Genomic DNA, 16,569 nt, shown 5'->3' with positions numbered 1-16,569 from the left:
CTCACAACAGCAGGACGGTCCCATGAAGACTCTCACACAACTTTCACCATGGCGCTCCCTGCTCCTGGCAGGGATTGCCTCCTTCGCTTTGGTCGCCTGCAGTGATGGCGACGACGGCGCCGATGGCCCGGCTGGCCCCCCAGGGGAGGTGAACATCGGCATCAATGATGCCAAGTCGCTTAACGCCACCATCACCGAGGTCAGCATCGATGAGGCCGGTACGGTCGCGGTCGACTTCACTCTCACCAACGCCAACGGCGTTGCGATCACCGGGCTGGAACAACCGGATTCTGTAGATCGCATCGGCATGGGGATCGCCAAGCTGACCAGCCTGCAGAAGCGGGCACGTCCACTCCCTGGAGATGGAGCCGATCCTGCCGAGGATGACGATGTCAGCGCACAGAAAGGCACCAAAGCCCTGCAGTGGACCAGCTACATCAACCGCCTGGTAGAACCCGGTACAGTTAACCTCGGTGAGGTTGTCCCGCCCGAGGGTTGGGATGACAACAAGGGCACCCAGATCCAGGCAGGCATTGAAACCGGTTGTGGCAGCGACTGTGTTGAAGCCACCGGTAACGGTACCTACCGTTACACCTTCTCCATGCCACTGGAGGAGTACAGTGCCATTGAGGGGCTGGACACCAGCTACAACCCGGACCTGACACACAGGGTCACCATGGAGCTTCGCCGCGTCCGCGGTGATGTGAAAGAGGCGTTGGTGAACACCTTCTACGATTTTGTGCCTGCCACCGGCATGGCTGCCTCACCGGAGGAGACCCGCAACCTGGTGGTGTTGGAGCAATCCTGCCTGCGTTGCCACAGCAATGATTACGACAATGCCAGTGCGCACCCGCTGATCCTTCACGGCGGAGCCCGCTTCGAAATTGAGAACTGCAGCGTTTGCCATACCACATACTCCGGCGATCCGGAAACCGGTGCCACCATCGACTTTGGTTCCATGCTGCACCAGATCCACAAGGCCGAGTACTTTATGATCGGCTTTGGTGGTAATCCCCAGGATTTCCGTGAGCTCACCTTCCCCGCCAACGGCAACGACTGCAAAGTCTGCCACCTCGACGGCGAAGAAGGCGCCCCCCTGCAGGCCGAGAACTGGCACTACCATCGCCAGGAAGCCTGCCTGAGCTGCCACGAGAAGTTTGCCCCCGAGGATTGGGCAGGAACCGCCAGAGACCTATTCCATCGCCCGAGCTTCCCTCCCTTTGCAGAAGGCAACTGCGGTGCTTGTCACGCGGGTGATGAGTACAACGGCGAAGCCAACGACGCCGGTTCCTCCATCTTCCACCTTGCCCGTACCAACGCCACGGCCAATGCACGGGAAGCTTATGCTTACACCCTCAGTAACGGCACCTACGATGCCGTCGCCGGCACCCTGAGCTTTACCTTGAGTTGGACCACCGGCACCGCACCGGAATCCGACCCCAATGTGAGCGCCTTCTGGGTCTCCGCGGCGGCCTTCAACGGTACTGAGTACAGCCTGGGCAATGCACGGGCCACGACCGGCAGCGCCAACTTCGGTCGCAACCGCTCCCGCATCGCCTTCGATCTGGCGACCGCCAACACTGAAGGCAGCCCCGTGACCTCTGTCGTGGGTGAAGCGGGGGTCACCTACACGGTAACCGGCATCGACCCTGTCGAGCACGACCTGCTGGCCACTACCGGTGAGGGCTTTATGTACGGCAAGCTGTTCGTCTGCGCTGATTCCACGGTGGCCAGCATCGACCCAGAGTCTCTGCAGCCGGTCGACTGCGACAGCACCGAGGTTCGAGTCACCAAAGCGATCGTCGCCGGCAATCAGGCCAGCTTCTCCGCGGATGGAACGGATGTGGTGATGCGCCGCGTCGCGGCAATGGAGATGGGCTGTGTCAGCTGTCACGCCCAGCAGCCGGACTTTTCCAGCGCACACCTGGGCACCCGAGGGGATGAAACTTACCCACCCAACAGTGCCTGCGGTGCCTGCCACGCAGGGACACCGAATACCGCGGTTACCTTGACCGACGGCAGCTGTGTCAATTGCCACAACCCGGAGGGCTCGGCCCACGCCAATAAGCCGTTCGAACGGGGCTTTGACTTCAAGGTGATGATTCACCAGATCCACGCGGGCACACGCTCCGAGCGCCGCACCACGGATCTGGCAATAACCTATCCCAACAGCCCGGCCAATTGCGTCACCTGCCACGAAGCTGGACAGCTCGATCTGGGTGCCCTCACCGCCGTTCCGGCCTTCCTGGCCAGCGATGGGGCCGGTGCCTTGATCGAGTACTCCCCCACCGTCGCGGCCTGTGCTGCCTGTCACGCTGTCACCGAGGACGCCAATCCGGCTGCCGTGGCACACTTCCGCGGCAATGGCGGCGTCTATGGTGGCACAAGGGGTCAGTACGAGGCGGAAGGAAACAATGAATCCTGCGCCGTTTGCCACAGCGCAGGCAAGAGTCTGGGTTACGACGCCGTGCACGGACTCCAGTAACATCCGCGTTCATGAACAGGGGCCCCAAGTGGGGCCCCTACTTTTTTCTTTAGCGAAAGCTCAGACGCGTTAAACGGGATCAAGATACCACGCCTGGTGTAGCTTCCCCCGAGCAGTGTTCAAGCGTCATGTCCGGTTTCTGGATCGCTCAATTGATGGCCAGAAGAGTGCATTACCTCTCCCCGTTTCATTCCACGCCTGCCCTGACGGGCATTTAAAACGGACCTCTCACAGGAAGGCTCTGGAGGAACGCCCTGTGGCATCCTGTGAATACCCAAACAGCCTCGATAAATTCAGACCAGCACGATCATCTGGCGCCTGGTTGGCCGATTCAATTTTCGACAGGGTTTCAAGATGTTCTCAACAATCTTTCGATTTTGTGACTCTGCTCAAAAGCTCACAAGCCAACATTTAAGAAATTGTTTTTGAGCAAAAAAGTAACATTTTTGGGAATTTTTGAGATCCAGCGAACTAAAGCCTGAGCATAACCTCGCAAGACCCGCTCACTGTGCACTGTCTAATCAGTCATTTTGTCCAGAACGGGCGTCAAATCCGCAACCGCCCATTGATGAGTAACAACAAAACAACAAAGTGCACAAAGGGCAAGCGTTAACAGGATCACGTTGTCGTGCCCGACGGTTACATAAAATCGGTGCCAACCCACTGACTTCAATGGGTTCCTAAAAAATCTTTTCAAATTGCAGGGAAAAGAGATGACCAAGAACTACAAAAACTGGAAAGCGCTGGCCTCCGCGGCCGCCATTTCCGCCATCCTGGCCGGTTGCGGCAGCGATGGCAAAGACGGTGAGCCCGGTAAGCCCGGCGAACCAGGTCCGATCGGCATCAATATTACCGATGCAACGGGTATCAAGACTCAAGTAACCAACGCCTCTTTCGAAAATGACGCACTGGTTATCGAATTCGATGTCACCGACAAGCGTGGCGTGTCTGTATATGGCCTGGAAAACGAAGAGGCACACGGTGGCCATATCCGGGTTTCCTTCGGCCGTATGGGTACCGTGGGAGAACTGCAAGAAGATCTGGCAGAGGAGATCTTCAAGCAAGAGCTGGATCGCGAGATCTGGTTGTCCTACACCAACAAGATGAAGGGCGACCTCGTTGCAGGCACCAACAACTTCCGCACCAATCGCGATTGCCCGGAAGAGAGCCAGTGCCTGGAGTACCTGGGTGACGGCCGCTACCGCTTGACTGCGGAAAACATCATCAATGTGCAAAATCAGCCTTACGGTTACGACGCCGACGCCGTTAACGGGCTGTACCTGATGGTCTACGCCGCTGGCAACCAGCCGAATAAAGCGGTAGAAGCCTACTACTGGCAGCCGGCCACCGACCAGCAAGGTGTTCCTTCTCCGAAAGTGGTTATTGCTGGTGAGACCTGCACCAGCTGTCACGTCGATCAAGAGCACATTCGCCATGGCAACTACGGTAACACAGCCGATGGTTGTGCCTTCTGCCACACCGATTACACCCTCTACGCCGGCACTGGCCAGATGGAAGGTGGAGAAGCAGTAGAATTCACCTACAACGGCTCCATCAAAGGTCTGGTACACGCGATCCACACTGGCGCGACCCACGCAGACCGCCGTGCATGGGCCAAATTTGAGTCCACTATCGCTAAAGAGGGCGCGAACCCGGCATTCTTCCACAAGTTCAACAAGGAAGACGGGGTCTATCCGCAAGAGGCCTCCAACTGTCACGCCTGCCACGTAGACTACACCACCGATGTTGAGAACCTGCCGGCCGGGGTGACCCATCACGCGCTGGACTGGTTCGCAGACATTGATGCCAACAGCTGTCAAAACTGTCACGGTGACTACCATTACGGTGACTACCATGTCGGCGATGAATACTATGGTTGCGTTGGTTGCCACAATACTGATCCCTCTTATGGCAACCCTGATCGAAACAACCGCGGTGGGGCACTGCGCCACTTTGCCGGCCATGACACCGACAGCCGTGAACGTGCCTACGATGCAGCTAAGCTGATCGAGGTGGCTTACAGCGACTTCGCCCTGAACGAAGGCGTGCTGAGCTTCAACGTGGCTCTGAGCCAGGGTGAAGTTCAGGTTGATGACCGCTACGTCACCAGCAATAGCCTGTTCGTCAACGCCATCGATCCGACCCATCCGAAAGGCTTCCTGGTGTACCGTCCTGACGTGACCCGCACCTGGAACACCGATGGCACCATCACCGCGACCGTCACCGATGCCGCCCTGACCGCGGCCATCGAAAACGGTGCCAGCATCGCCGTTACCGCCTCCATCAAGGCCTGCTACAGCAACAAGAGCAGCGAGCTGAGCGAACTGGTCGAGTTGGACGGCGAACGCACCTGTGGTGGCGTAGTGAGCCAAAACGCCGCATCAACTCAGTACTTCAACCTGGATGGCACTGAAGGCACCGCTCGCCAGAGCGCCGCCAACATGGAAAACTGCCAAGCCTGTCACTCCGACGACATGGTGGTTCGATACAAAGGTGACCACTACCGCAATGCGGACCTGGCCACTTGTGCCCAGTGTCACGAGGCCGGCGATTACAACAGCCTGGCAGTTCGTGTCCATGGCACCTTCGGCAAGGCCCACGGCCGTGACGACGTACAACAGCTGCTGAGCTCTGCCGACTGCCAGGCCTGTCACAATGACAGCTATACTCTGGCTGACGCTCGTAACACTCCGCTGCGCTGGAACCGTAAGGACGACACCTGGAGCAGCCCGCACGCCGGTGTTTGTGCCTCCTGCCACGTATCCGACTCTTACGATCTGGGCAATGGCGCCGACTCTGCTAAAGCGCACATCGAAAGCATGGGTGGCGTAGTCGCCGGCAGTTACGATGACGCAACGTTGGCCAGTGAGTCCTGTGCGACCTGTCACAACGCCGACTACATCAAACAGAAGCACAGCTTCTAATTGTTCCTGTCTGAATAATGTAAAAGCGGCCTTCGGGCCGCTTTTTATTTGCGTGCCAGGTCACAAATCTTCGCGTCCGGCGTGAGTTTTTTTCAGCCACCAAGGAGCCAGATCAAAAAGCAGTGACAGCATTGAAAAAGCTCAATAAATCACTGACTCAAGTCACGGTTTAACTCGTGTGAAATTGTTATAAAACCCATTGACCAGATCCCTTGCCTGACTTTACCGGCAGAGGACAACACAACAGGTCCGGCATAACAACGTGCCCCATATTCTTTTGCAGGGAATAGATGATGACAAACCAAAAACAACTCTGGCGCCTCAGCGCCATCGCAGCTGTCCTGGCCACCGGCCTGGCGGGCTGTGACGACGGTAATGATGGCAAGCCCGGCGAACCGGGCCGCCCCGGCGGTGAACCCGCCGAGGTGATCAATACCCTCAACCTGGACGTCGTGGATGTCGCCAACCATGGCGCCAACACCACCATCACTGTGCTGGCCACCAACGAAAACGATGAGTCCGTCGTTGGCCTCCAGGGCTTCACTGCCCGCCGTACTCAGCTGCACCCTGTGGGTGAGCGTGGTGTCGGTGAGCGTGCAGGCTGGGAAAGCCTGAACAAATCTCAAAACGAGATCGTCGACGAGAAGAACGGCTACTACCAGATCACCTTCGAAAACCGCGACAACGTCAACGACGCTCTGACCCAGAAGGTCGGCCTGATTGTCGACCCAGGTACTTTGATTGATGGCAAAACCACGGTGCCTTACACCGAGGCCTTCGCCACCTTCGCCGCCGATGGTTCCGAAGCCCGCTACTCACACAACACCGTTGATGGCGAAGCCTGTGTTGCCTGCCATAGTGACGATGTCGCTGTTTATCACAAAACCAACCGCGGCGACGGCTCCGACCGCTTTGACCGCGGCAACGACTACCAGACCTGCACCATGTGTCACGACGATGCGGGTACCCAGAGTCGCGACCTGACCCTGATCGTGCACGATAAGCACGTAATGTCCGGCTTCGATCCGGCCTTCAAAGACTGCTCCACCTGTCACGTAGACCTGGAAGGCTTCGGTGAGTGGGGCAACTGGATGAATGTCCCCACCGTGGAAAGCTGCGCCGTCTGCCACAACGATGGCATCGATGACAGCAGCGGCCGCCGCTTCCCGATCCCCACTGCCCACATGAAGCAGCAGGGTGACAACAGCCAGTGTGCTTCCTGTCACACCGCCGAAGGCACCGGTGTGGTGATCGGCACCTACGACGCCCACATGAAAGACTTCGATGCCATCAGCATGATCATCGACGACGTCACCTTCAGCGCCGAGTCGACCATCAACGAAGACAACAGCGTCACCGTGGCCGTCAGCTTCGCCAACAAAGGCAACGCCATCGACGCCGGCGAGATCGCCAACAGCATCGACATGGCGGAATTTGTCTCCAATATTGGGCCGAACTTCCCGCAACTGGGCTACTACGGCAAAGACTCTGCCGCCCTGACTGGTGACGCGATCCCGGCGGCCATCGTCGACGGTAAGCTGACCCACACCACCAAGGTCCTTCCCTTCGGTGAGGGTGACGCCGCCACCGCCTTTACCCTGGTTGGGATGCGCGTCTGTGGCAACATGGGTGAGCTGGTTGCCTGCAGCGACGACGCCGATAAAGTGGCCCTCAAAGCGTTCACCGCCTTTGTCGCCACCGAAGGTAACGAGATTGCCCAGCGCCACTCTACCCTGGACAACGCCAACTGCCTGGGCTGCCACACCGACAGCTTCCAGCTGCACAACGGCAGCCACCACACCGGTTTCGTGCTCAATGACAACGTGAAAGTGGGCGACTGTGCCTCCTGCCACACCCCGGAAGGCACCTACGCGCCGACCACCAAGGGGGCCATCGAGATGAAACTGCACGTCCGCCACGGCGGCGAGGGGATCATCTCCGACTGTGCCCAGTGCCACACCGGTTTTGAACTGGACTCTTTCAAGGTGAAGGGTGCACTGAACACCGGCGCCGGCGACACTGGCGCGCTCTACAGCACCCCGCGTGCGGCCACCTGTATCGCCTGTCACAGCGAGCTGGACAAGGACATCGGTGGCATCACCCTGGAAGACCATATGGTTGACTGGGCCGGTGCCGTCATCAACGGTGACCGTGTTGAAGCCGATGCCGCTGCCCAGACCGAGTCTTGCTTCTACTGCCACGCTCCGACCCTGGAAGATCACACCGTGACCTTCAACAAGGGCGCGGCCCAGGCGATGCAGTTCTAAACCCGCTCGGGAGGGCTTCGGCCCTCCCGTCGAGAGCAAAGAAGAGATAAGGCATTACTATGCGTATGAAAACGATGATGGCGAGCCTGCTTGGCAGTACCCTGTTGGCCCTCGGGCTGACCGCCGGTGCTCAAGCGACCACCTGGCACGCCATGCCCCAGGCGGAGTACGAAGCGGCGCTGGACGCCAAATTTGCCGAAGGCAACTACTCCAAGCAGGGCGCCGATGGCTGCCTGATGTGTCACCGCCGCAGCGATAAGGTGATGGAACTGTTCGACGGCGTGCATGGCCGTATGGACCAGTCCAAGAGCCCCATGGCCGGCCTGCAGTGCGAAGCCTGTCACGGGCCGCAGGGCAACCACCGTAACAAGAACGAACCGATGATCACCTTCGGGGGTGACACCCCTCTGTCCGCGGAAAAGCAGAACAGCGTCTGTCTATCCTGCCACCAGGACGAGGAGCGGATGGCCTGGCACAACGCGACCCACAACCTGGAAGAGGTGGCCTGTGCCGACTGTCACCAGGTGCACGTCGCCCAGGATCCTATCCTGGACAAGACCACCGAAGTGGAAACCTGCACCAGCTGCCACACCCAGCAGAAGATGGACATGAACAAACGTTCTCACCATCCGATGCAGTGGGGCGAGATGACCTGCAGCTCCTGCCACAACCCCCACGGCACCATGTCTGAAGCCGACCTGACCGGTTTCAGCATCAACGACACCTGCTACAGCTGTCACGCCGAAAAACGCGGCCCCTACCTGTGGGAGCACCAGCCGGTCACGGAAAACTGCGCCAGCTGTCACAACCCGCACGGTAGCGTCAACGAAGGGATGCTGGATCGCCGCGCCCCGCAGCTGTGCCTGGAATGTCACCAGGGCCACAACGCCGATCGCGATGGCACCTCCATCCACACCGGCGGCCAAAGCTGCCTCAACTGCCACAACCAGGTGCATGGTTCCAACCACGCCGATGGCAGCAAGCTGATGCGCTAAGGAAGGGACATCGATGAAAACACGTTTGAATCTTATCACCCTGGCGCTGGCGAGCTTCTCCGGCGCGGCCATGGCCAACTACGGGCTGGCGCAAGCCAACCTGGAAAGTGTCGACACCTCCCGCTGGGCCTGTAAACGCTGCGAGCCGGTGAACGGCTACAGCGGCAAGGTGGGCGTTTCTGTCGGTGCCGTTGAGGCCGAGGACAACCACGCCGCCAACCGTCTGGGTGACACCGACGGTTTTGCCGGTGCGGTCAATGCCGACGTTCGCTACCGTGGCGACAAAGGCTACCGCGCTGACATGAAAGCCAACCGGCTGGGCAGTGACAACGGCTCTTTGACCCTCTCCGGCGGCAAAGCGGACTGGGTTAATCTCGCCTTCAATTACGGCACCCAGACTCACTGGGATGTGGATGGTGCGCTGAGCCCCTTCGCTCTGGAGGGGGATCGCTTCGTCGATACCGGCAGCGATGTCGAGCACGACCTGAAAGTGAAGCGGGAGAAGTACGGCTTCGCCCTGGATCTGGGCGGGGACTTCTGGACCGCTTACACCAACTTCCAGCGGGAAGACAAAACCGGTAACCGCCGCGCCTCCATCTACTCCGGTGGCGGTGTGAACCTGGCTGCGCCCATCGACAGCACCACGGATCGTTGGGAAGCGGGGGCCAAGCTTACCGGCCAACGTTGGCACGCGGGCGTCGCCTACATCGCGTCCCAGTACGATAACAACCTGCCGAACCAGTTCGACTTTGGCTTCCATCAGGCGGCTATGAGCAACGCCCCGAGCAACGAGTCCTACCACATCATGGCCAATGGCCAGTACGCGCTGGATCGGACCCACTTTGCCGGGCGCATCGTCAGCGGCAAGATGAGCCAGAACAACAACCAGGTGCAGATCGGCGGCATCAACGGACTGGATGGTGAGGTGGAAACCACCGATGCCAACTTCCGCATCGCCTCCACAGCCACCCGGGGGCTGCGCCTGACCGCCAGCTACGACTACAGCGATCGGGACAACAACTCCTCGGTTCTGGGCGGTAACACCGTCACCGTGGACGCACTCTCCGGCGACATCTCTGAGCGTGCCCGCTATGACAGCACTCGTCATACGGCCAAGATCGGAGCCAGCTACCGCATCGCCCAGGGTTACCGCTTCGACGCTGGCTACGACTACAAGCAGGTCGAGCGCAGTGATCTGGAGCGGGAGACCACCGAAGACCAGGGTGTCTGGGGTCGCTTGCGCGTCACCAGCCTGGACAATTGGGACTTCGGCCTCAAGGCTGGCTATAGCAGCCGGGACGGCTCCAAGTTCGAGGCGGCCCGCGCCACCTCCGAGGAGGAGAACGCCCTGCTGCGTCGCTACAACCTGGCGGATCGGGATCGCGTCGAGGCCCAGCTGAAGATCGGTTACACCCCGCTCAGCAGTCTGGCCATCGATGCTACCCTGCGCTACGCCAACGATGATTACAGCGATACCCTGGTGGGCCTGCTCAACGCCGACGACTACGGTTACGATGTGAACCTGAACTGGGGCGCGACGGACAATCTGAACCTGCACGCTTTCGTTGGTCAGCAGTGGATTGAGTCCGAGCAGAACAACCGCTTCAGCACCGGCAGCAGCTTCGATCAGATCGAAGACAGCTTCCTGAATGCGGGTGCCGGCATGGCCTACGGTGGCCTGGTGAACGACAAGCTGACCCTGGGTCTGGATTACCTCTACGCCGACTCCGAAAGCGAGACCACCGTCACCGTGGTGACCCCCGGTGAATACGGTGATTACTTTGCCACCAGCCACAGCGTAAACTTCTACGGTGACTACGCGGTGACCGAGCGGATCGGCCTGCGCCTGGATTACCGTTACGAGCGTTACCAGGACAGCGACTTTGCCAACATCGGCAATATTGGCAATGACGCCGTCAAGCTCTACACTCTGGGTAACCTCAACCACAACTACAACGCGCACATGATGATGCTCTCCTTCAGCTACAGCCTGTAAGCGTTGCTTAAAATCAAAACGCCCCGTTTCTTTGAGCGGGGCGTTTTTTTATCTCTACTCCCTCCCCCGCCCGTTCAGAGCAGGTACTGACTCACAGCCGGGAGCGGTGCGGCTCGATTCCTTTGTCATGAATGGCCATAAATGCAAAAACGCCGAGCGAGGCTCGGCGTTTTTTCCCAACAAGGTAGCAGGCCCGGTTAGAGCCCCAGCCGGGTCCGCAACGCGTCACCGTCCTCAAGGTACTCTACGCCCTGAAACTGACCGGCTTCGAAGCGCATGACGCTGACCTTGCCCTCTTCGGCGGGGAAGTTGGCGGTCGCAGCCCCCTGGTTGTCCAGCAGGGTCAGGAAGCTTTGCTTACGCATCTTGGGCATGGCGAACATCTTGGTGATGATCGCCGGCATGGCGCTAATGTCCGCCACATAAACGATGCCCGACTCTGCCAACTGCTCCGGCGTCACCCCCGTCAAGGCTTCCGTTGCGACATCGGACGCCGCCTTGTCACGGGTGAACACCAGGGCGTTCAGCTCGGCGCTCACGGTATGGGCCTCACCATGCTGATCATCCAGGGTCAGGTAGGGCAGCGGCTGCCCCAATTCCAGTGCCGAAGCGGGGGCCATCAAGGGGCCCAGCAGCATCGCCAGGGCACAGATCTGTTTTTTCATTGTTCGTTAACCTTGCAGTACGGCGTCTGCGACAAAGGGGTTGGAGCGACGTTCATCGCCAAAGGTGGCACCGGGGCCGTGTCCGGGCACAAAGGCGACCTCATCACCCAGGGGCCAGAGCTTCTGGGTAATGGAGTGGATTAAATCTTCGTGATTGGAGAGGGGGAAATCGGTACGGCCGATGGAGCCGTGGAAGAGCACATCACCAACGAACGCCAGCTTCTCACCCCGGTGGAACAGGACGATGTGGCCCGGCGTATGACCCGGGGTATGCAGCACCTCCAGTTGCTCCTCACCGAGGGTCAGCACGTCTCCCTCCTCCAGGAAACGGGTCGGGGTGAAACTGGCCAGCATCGGGAAACCGAACATCTGCGACTGGTTACCCAGGGAATCAAGCCAGAAATTGTCCGCTTTGTGCGGCCCAATGATCGCCACGCCGGTCTGCTCCGCCAGTGCGGTGGCGCCACCCACATGATCGATGTGGCCATGGGTAAGCCAGATCTGATCGATGGTCACACCCTGTTGTTGCGCCGCTTCGAGGATCCTGTCGATGTCGCCGCCGGGGTCGATCACTGCGGCCTTGTTGGTTTGCTCACACCATACCAGCGAACAGTTCTGCTGAAATGGGGTAACGGAAACGATTTGATGTTTCATCTTGCTGCCCAGTGGAAATTCGTGCCAGCAGGATAGCAAAATCCCACCGCGGGAACACGACTCAGGCGGCAGTGACTGTACCGGTGTGACTACCCGCTTACAGGGTTAAGTGGTCCCCTCGAACCGGTACCTCGACACCCAGTTTAAGATCCTTGCGGATCTTCTCCGCCAGTGTCGCTTGGGCTTCAGGCTCACCATGCACCAGGATAACCCGGGGCCGACCCGGAACCGCCGCTAGCCAGGCCATCAGCTGGCGCTGATCCGCGTGGGCGGAGAAGCCACCCAGGGTGTGGATCCCCGCCCGGACCGCAAATTGCTGGCCGAACAGTTTGATCTTCTTCTCACCCTCCACCAGCGACCGCCCGAGTGTGCCCCGAGCCTGGAAGCCGATGAAGAGGACTTGGGTATTCTCCTGCCAGATACGGTGCTTAAAGTGGTGCACAATGCGACCGCCGTTACACATCCCGCTGCCGGCGATGATGATAAGGCCGGAGCGGATGGCGTTCAGCGCCATGGAGTCCTGGGCATTTTCGGTCAGGTGCAGGTTGGGCAGAAACTGCTCCAGGGTCAGGCTCTGCTCAGCCCCCAGCTCCGCCCTGTCCGCCGGGTCCAACAGCTCCAGCCACTGGTCGTAGATCTGCGTCACCTCGATCGCCATGGGGCTGTCGAGCACCACATGCCAGTTTGCCAGCTTGCCCTGGTGGTAGAACCGGCCCATTTGAAACAGCAGCTCCTGGGTACGCCCCACGGCGAAGGCAGGGATCAGCACCACGCTGCCCTTGGCCGCGTTGAGCACCTGCTCCAGCTCCAGCAGGGTATCGGTATAGCTGCGGTGGTTGCGGTCGCCGTAAGTGCTCTCCATCATCACCACATCCGCCTCCGGTACCGGGGCGGGATCGCGCATCAGTGGGGACTCATCATTACCGAGATCGCCGGAGAACAGCAGCCGCTTATGCCCCTGCGTGCCGTCGAACTCCAGGTACACCATGGACGCGCCCAGGATATGGCCGGCGTCCAACAGCGTCAGCGTCACCCCGGGCAGGATGGCGGTTGCCTTTCCATACTCCAGGGGCACACACGCCTCCAGCACCGCAAGGACATCCTCCATGTCGTACACGGGTGCCTGCTCCGCCTGCCCCTTTCTCCGTCGCCACAGGTTGTGGCGCTCCAGATCTCTCAGATAAAGGTTACAGGCATCCTTTAGCATCACTGCCAGCAGGTTGATGGTGGGGGCCGTGCAATAGATGGGGCCCTTGTACCCCTTGCGCAGCAGCAGTGGCAGGGCCCCGGAGTGATCGAGGTGGGCATGGGAAAGCACCACTGCGGTTAAGGATTTGGGCCGAAAGGCAAACGCATCGCGACGCAGACGTTGCGTGATCTCCCGCCCCTGGTGCATGCCGCAATCGAGCAGCAGTGACTGACCGTCGAACTCGAGCAGATGGCGGGATCCGGTCACCTCTCCGGCCGCCCCGTGACAGTTAAGGTGGATCATGTGCGCTCCCAGATTCTGTGGCTCCCTAACAGTTTGGCAAAGCCATACCCTTTGTGGGGCCAATTACCCCAGGTTGTTTTACCAAGCCTGAACGTGAACGGCTACGAGGCAGGTTTCCCCTATCGTCGTCCATCGGCTTTCGCTACTCTTCGCCCTCTCGCCACGGGGCACACCTTAGGAGGTCACCATGTACCCTGCCCGGACACGCTTATCCCAAACGCTGCTACTGTTCGCCGCATTGCTGCTCGCTGGCTGCGGCAAGGATACCGGCAAAGTGAGCCTCGGCTGGTTCACTCTGAAAGACTTGGTGATCCGCGACTTCGCCGACCCGCTCATTCCCGGTGTGACCTGCCATATCGCCTCGGTAGAGGCCAACCTGTCATTGGCGGATCCCTCCAACTCCAGCATCGCCTGCCGACAGACCGGCCCCATCCACGCCGCCGACATTGAGCGCATCGATCGCAGTGAGCGGGGGGAGCAGGTGTTCAAGCAATCCAAGAGCGTCCTGTTCAAATCTTTGAAAGTAAGGAGAATTTTCGATGAAAAGAACCAGACCCTGCTTTATCTCTCCTATTCCACCAAGGAGAGTGAAGGCAGCCACAAACACGCGTTAAGCACCGTCGCTCTCTGGGGAACCGATGCTTACCACACCGGCCCCTGAACCGAGCGCCTAAGCGCCCTGCCCCTTTGTGGCACGGTAGATACGGTAACTGAGCGCCAGAGCGCTACAGGCCAGTGCGGGGCCGATCAAGGCGAGGAATTGCCAGCGTGCGAACAGCAGTGCCCCAAGGAAGCCGCCACCGATAAACCCGGCCACAATCAGGATCAACAGCCAGAACTTGCGCCGATCAAAATCGCCCCCCCGCAGGCGCCCGCCCAGCATCAAGCCAAGATCGGTAATCACGCCAGTCACGTGGGTGGTGCGAACGATGGCGCCGCTGTAGGTGGTAACTAGGGCATTTTGCAGTCCACAGGCGGCGGAGGCGAAGTAGTGCCCCCCGAGTCCGCCATGGGTAAGCAGCAGCGCCGCCATCATCAGCAGCGTCGCTTCCAGCCACAACAGGGTGTCATAGTGACGCCCCAGCCGCAGCGAGCTCTGACCGATCAGCCACCCGGAGAGGGCCGAGCCGACCAGGAAGCTGAGAATAATGCCGCCAAGATGCCAGAGTCCCGGCGCCTTGGTCACCAGGCCACTGCCGAGTTGAGTGGCAATCCCGGAGAGATGGGAGAGAGACTGATGCTCAACTCCGAGCAGACCGACCGCGTTCACGGTGCCGGCCAGCAGGGCCAGGGAAAAAGCGCCGGCTTCAACCCAACGCGGCAACTTAGAGATCACGACTTCAGCTCCAAGACAGGGCCAATCGAGCCCCAGCATCGAAAGTCCCGCGTGGGGGCATTTCTGATGCTCGGTCACCCCTGTTTAACGACAATCAGTTGGGCGACGTTCCGATAACGGGTCGCCTTTTCGCGGCCCCGCGCGACGGAGCAAACGCGATCACAGCGCGCCCGGAAAGGTCAGTTCGCTCAGTCCAGCATCAGGCGAGCACGGAACTGGCGGCCCTTGATCTTGCCATGCGCCAGGATCTTCAGCGCCCGGTTCACCACGCTGCGCTTCACTGCCACGTAGGCGCGCTGATCGGTGATCTGAATCTTCCCCAGTTGATCCCCTTTAAGGTTGCCATCACGGGTCAGGGCACCGACGATATCCCCCGGTCGCAGCTTCTGCTTCTTACCGCCGTCGATCTCCAGGGTGAGCAGCTCCGGACGCATCGGCGCATTCTGCAATACCGACTCGTTGGGCAGTGGCGTGCTTTCGATTCTCAGACCCAGGTAATCCTCAAGCCGGGTCACCTTGGCCGCCTCCTTGGTGCTGAACAGCGACAGCGCCAGGCCCTGACTGCCAGCTCGCCCAGTCCGCCCGACCCGGTGGACATGAACCTCACTGTCGTGGGCGATGTGATAGTTCACCACCGCGTCCAGCGCCTCGATATCCAGCCCCCGGGCCGCCACATCGGTGGCCACCAGCACCGAGGCGCTACCGTTGGCGAAACGGATCAGGGTTTGATCCCGATCCCGCTGATCCAGGTCCCCGTGCAGGGCAAGCACGCTAAAACCAAAGTCCTGCAGTGACCGGGCGACGCTGTTCACCTCTTTCTTGGTGTTGCAAAACACCACGCAGGATCCCGGCTGGTACTGCAGCAGCAGACGCTGCAAAGCCGGAGTCCGCGCTTCATTGTCCGCCACTTCAAAAAAGTATTGATGGATGTCGGCGGAAAGCTTGGTGGCAGCGGCCTGAACCATCCGGGGCTGGTGCATGAAGCTCTCAGCCACCTGCTGGATCTCATCCGGGTAGGTGGCGCTGAACAGCAGGGTCTGACGCTCAGCGGGCGTGCGGGCCACGATGTAGTCCAGCTCGCTCTGGAAACCCATCTCCAGCATGCGATCCGCCTCATCCAGCACGAGCAACTCCAGGGTATTGAGATCCAGGGTTTTTCGGCTCAGGTGGTCCTGCACCCGTCCCGGGGTACCAACCAGGATATGGGCACCATGCTCCAGTGATGCCGCCTGGGGGCCGAGCGGCGTGCCGCCGCACAGGGTGAGCACCTTGACGTTGGGGATCCCACGTCCCAGGCGGCGAAGTTCGTTGGCCACCTGGTCCGCCAGCTCCCGAGTCGGACAGAGGATCAGCGACTGCACGCAGAAGCGACCCACCCTGAGGCGATTGAGCAGCCCCAGTCCGAACGCCGCCGTCTTGCCGGAGCCGGTTTTCGCCTGGCCGACCACATCCTCACCGGCGAGAATGGGCGGCAGTGCCGCCTGCTGGATCGGCGTCATGGTGTGGTAACCCAGAGTCTCCAGGTTGGAGAGCAGTTCAGGTTTCAGCGGCAGCGTCGCGAAGGCTTGGGGGGCGGTGTCACTCAAGGGAGGTTTCCTGGTTCAGGTACGCATCAAGGGCGCGGAGTTTAGCACAGTTCCCGCCGGTGAACCCGGAGCGCCGTCGCAGGTCAGATTGGTCCCTCTGGCGCTGTTCTGCGTAAACAAAATGTATCCGTTTTTCGTCAGCGACTTAGCGGTTGCGAGATGGCTGCGG

At 60.0% G+C, this 16,569-nt stretch carries 11 protein-coding genes; 6 read left to right on the top strand and 5 right to left on the bottom strand.

Translation table 11 applies throughout. From position 1 onward, the window contains the following. Positions 1 to 22 precede the first annotated feature (22 nt). The 5 genes from ABD997_RS14800 to ABD997_RS14780 all read left to right on the top strand — a co-directional run bounded on the left by ABD997_RS14800 (position 23) and on the right by ABD997_RS14780 (position 10,667). Positions 23 to 2,485, top strand: a complete 2,463-nt coding sequence (locus ABD997_RS14800; protein WP_345317894.1) for an OmcA/MtrC family decaheme c-type cytochrome — start codon at positions 23 to 25, stop codon at positions 2,483 to 2,485. 713 nt (positions 2,486 to 3,198) lie between these two features. Beyond that, positions 3,199 to 5,409 (top strand): multiheme c-type cytochrome, encoded by a 2,211-nt coding sequence (locus ABD997_RS14795; protein WP_345317893.1) that lies wholly within the window; start codon positions 3,199 to 3,201, stop codon positions 5,407 to 5,409. A gap of 293 nt (positions 5,410 to 5,702) precedes the next feature. Then, complete coding sequence (locus ABD997_RS14790) at positions 5,703 to 7,676, top strand: multiheme c-type cytochrome (protein WP_345317892.1); 1,974 nt, start codon at positions 5,703 to 5,705, stop codon at positions 7,674 to 7,676. Positions 7,677 to 7,735: 59 nt separating this feature from the next. Further along, the gene (locus ABD997_RS14785; protein WP_345317891.1) at positions 7,736 to 8,671 is read left to right on the top strand and encodes a DmsE family decaheme c-type cytochrome; all 936 of its coding nucleotides are present in this window, start codon (positions 7,736 to 7,738) and stop codon (positions 8,669 to 8,671) included. Positions 8,672 to 8,684: 13 nt separating this feature from the next. After that, on the top strand, positions 8,685 to 10,667 hold the full coding sequence (locus ABD997_RS14780; RefSeq protein WP_345317890.1) for an MtrB/PioB family decaheme-associated outer membrane protein: 1,983 nt from the start codon (positions 8,685 to 8,687) through the stop codon (positions 10,665 to 10,667). A gap of 197 nt (positions 10,668 to 10,864) precedes the next feature. On the opposite strand, the gene ABD997_RS14775 is transcribed toward ABD997_RS14780, so the two are convergent. The 3 genes from ABD997_RS14775 to ABD997_RS14765 all read right to left on the bottom strand — a co-directional run bounded on the left by ABD997_RS14775 (position 10,865) and on the right by ABD997_RS14765 (position 13,478). Beyond that, complete coding sequence (locus ABD997_RS14775) at positions 10,865 to 11,332, bottom strand: YtfJ family protein (protein WP_345317889.1); 468 nt, start codon at positions 11,330 to 11,332, stop codon at positions 10,865 to 10,867. Positions 11,333 to 11,338: 6 nt separating this feature from the next. Next, positions 11,339 to 11,986, bottom strand: coding sequence for an MBL fold metallo-hydrolase (locus tag ABD997_RS14770; RefSeq protein ID WP_345317888.1), 648 nt, complete (start codon positions 11,984 to 11,986; stop codon positions 11,339 to 11,341). Between the two features lie 97 nt (positions 11,987 to 12,083). After that, positions 12,084 to 13,478: an MBL fold metallo-hydrolase RNA specificity domain-containing protein gene (locus ABD997_RS14765; protein ID WP_345317887.1), complete on the bottom strand. Its 1,395-nt coding sequence runs from the start codon at positions 13,476 to 13,478 to the stop codon at positions 12,084 to 12,086. Between the two features lie 187 nt (positions 13,479 to 13,665). Here ABD997_RS14765 and ABD997_RS14760 point away from each other — a divergent pair, with 187 nt between their 5' ends. After that, positions 13,666 to 14,139: a CreA family protein gene (locus ABD997_RS14760; protein ID WP_345317886.1), complete on the top strand. Its 474-nt coding sequence runs from the start codon at positions 13,666 to 13,668 to the stop codon at positions 14,137 to 14,139. A 9-nt stretch (positions 14,140 to 14,148) separates the two neighbouring features. Here ABD997_RS14760 and ABD997_RS14755 read toward each other — a convergent pair whose 3' ends face one another. After that, complete coding sequence (locus ABD997_RS14755) at positions 14,149 to 14,814, bottom strand: YoaK family protein (protein ID WP_345317885.1); 666 nt, start codon at positions 14,812 to 14,814, stop codon at positions 14,149 to 14,151. A 188-nt stretch (positions 14,815 to 15,002) separates the two neighbouring features. Then, positions 15,003 to 16,400, bottom strand: coding sequence for an ATP-dependent RNA helicase DbpA (dbpA, locus tag ABD997_RS14750; protein WP_345317884.1), 1,398 nt, complete (start codon positions 16,398 to 16,400; stop codon positions 15,003 to 15,005). Between the last annotated feature and the right edge of the window lie 169 nt (positions 16,401 to 16,569).

Origin of the sequence: Ferrimonas gelatinilytica (assembly GCF_039544205.1) — a bacterium.
Lineage (GTDB): Bacteria > Pseudomonadota > Gammaproteobacteria > Enterobacterales > Shewanellaceae > Ferrimonas > Ferrimonas gelatinilytica.
Note: the sequence above shows the minus strand (reverse complement) of the source record. Positions and strands in the feature narration are given on the sequence as shown.

What these genes read in the sequence shown, in the direction of transcription:
- ABD997_RS14800 (WP_345317894.1), top strand. Translation starts at nt 23, where the DNA reads ATGAAGACTCTCACACAACTTTCACCATGGCGCTCCCTGCTCCTGGCA.
- ABD997_RS14795 (WP_345317893.1), top strand. Translation starts at nt 3,199, where the DNA reads ATGACCAAGAACTACAAAAACTGGAAAGCGCTGGCCTCCGCGGCCGCC.
- ABD997_RS14790 (WP_345317892.1), top strand. Translation starts at nt 5,703, where the DNA reads ATGACAAACCAAAAACAACTCTGGCGCCTCAGCGCCATCGCAGCTGTC.
- ABD997_RS14785 (WP_345317891.1), top strand. Translation starts at nt 7,736, where the DNA reads ATGCGTATGAAAACGATGATGGCGAGCCTGCTTGGCAGTACCCTGTTG.
- ABD997_RS14780 (WP_345317890.1), top strand. Translation starts at nt 8,685, where the DNA reads ATGAAAACACGTTTGAATCTTATCACCCTGGCGCTGGCGAGCTTCTCC.
- ABD997_RS14775 (WP_345317889.1), bottom strand. Translation starts at nt 11,332, where the DNA reads ATGAAAAAACAGATCTGTGCCCTGGCGATGCTGCTGGGCCCCTTGATG.
- ABD997_RS14770 (WP_345317888.1), bottom strand. Translation starts at nt 11,986, where the DNA reads ATGAAACATCAAATCGTTTCCGTTACCCCATTTCAGCAGAACTGTTCG.
- ABD997_RS14765 (WP_345317887.1), bottom strand. Translation starts at nt 13,478, where the DNA reads ATGATCCACCTTAACTGTCACGGGGCGGCCGGAGAGGTGACCGGATCC.
- ABD997_RS14760 (WP_345317886.1), top strand. Translation starts at nt 13,666, where the DNA reads ATGTACCCTGCCCGGACACGCTTATCCCAAACGCTGCTACTGTTCGCC.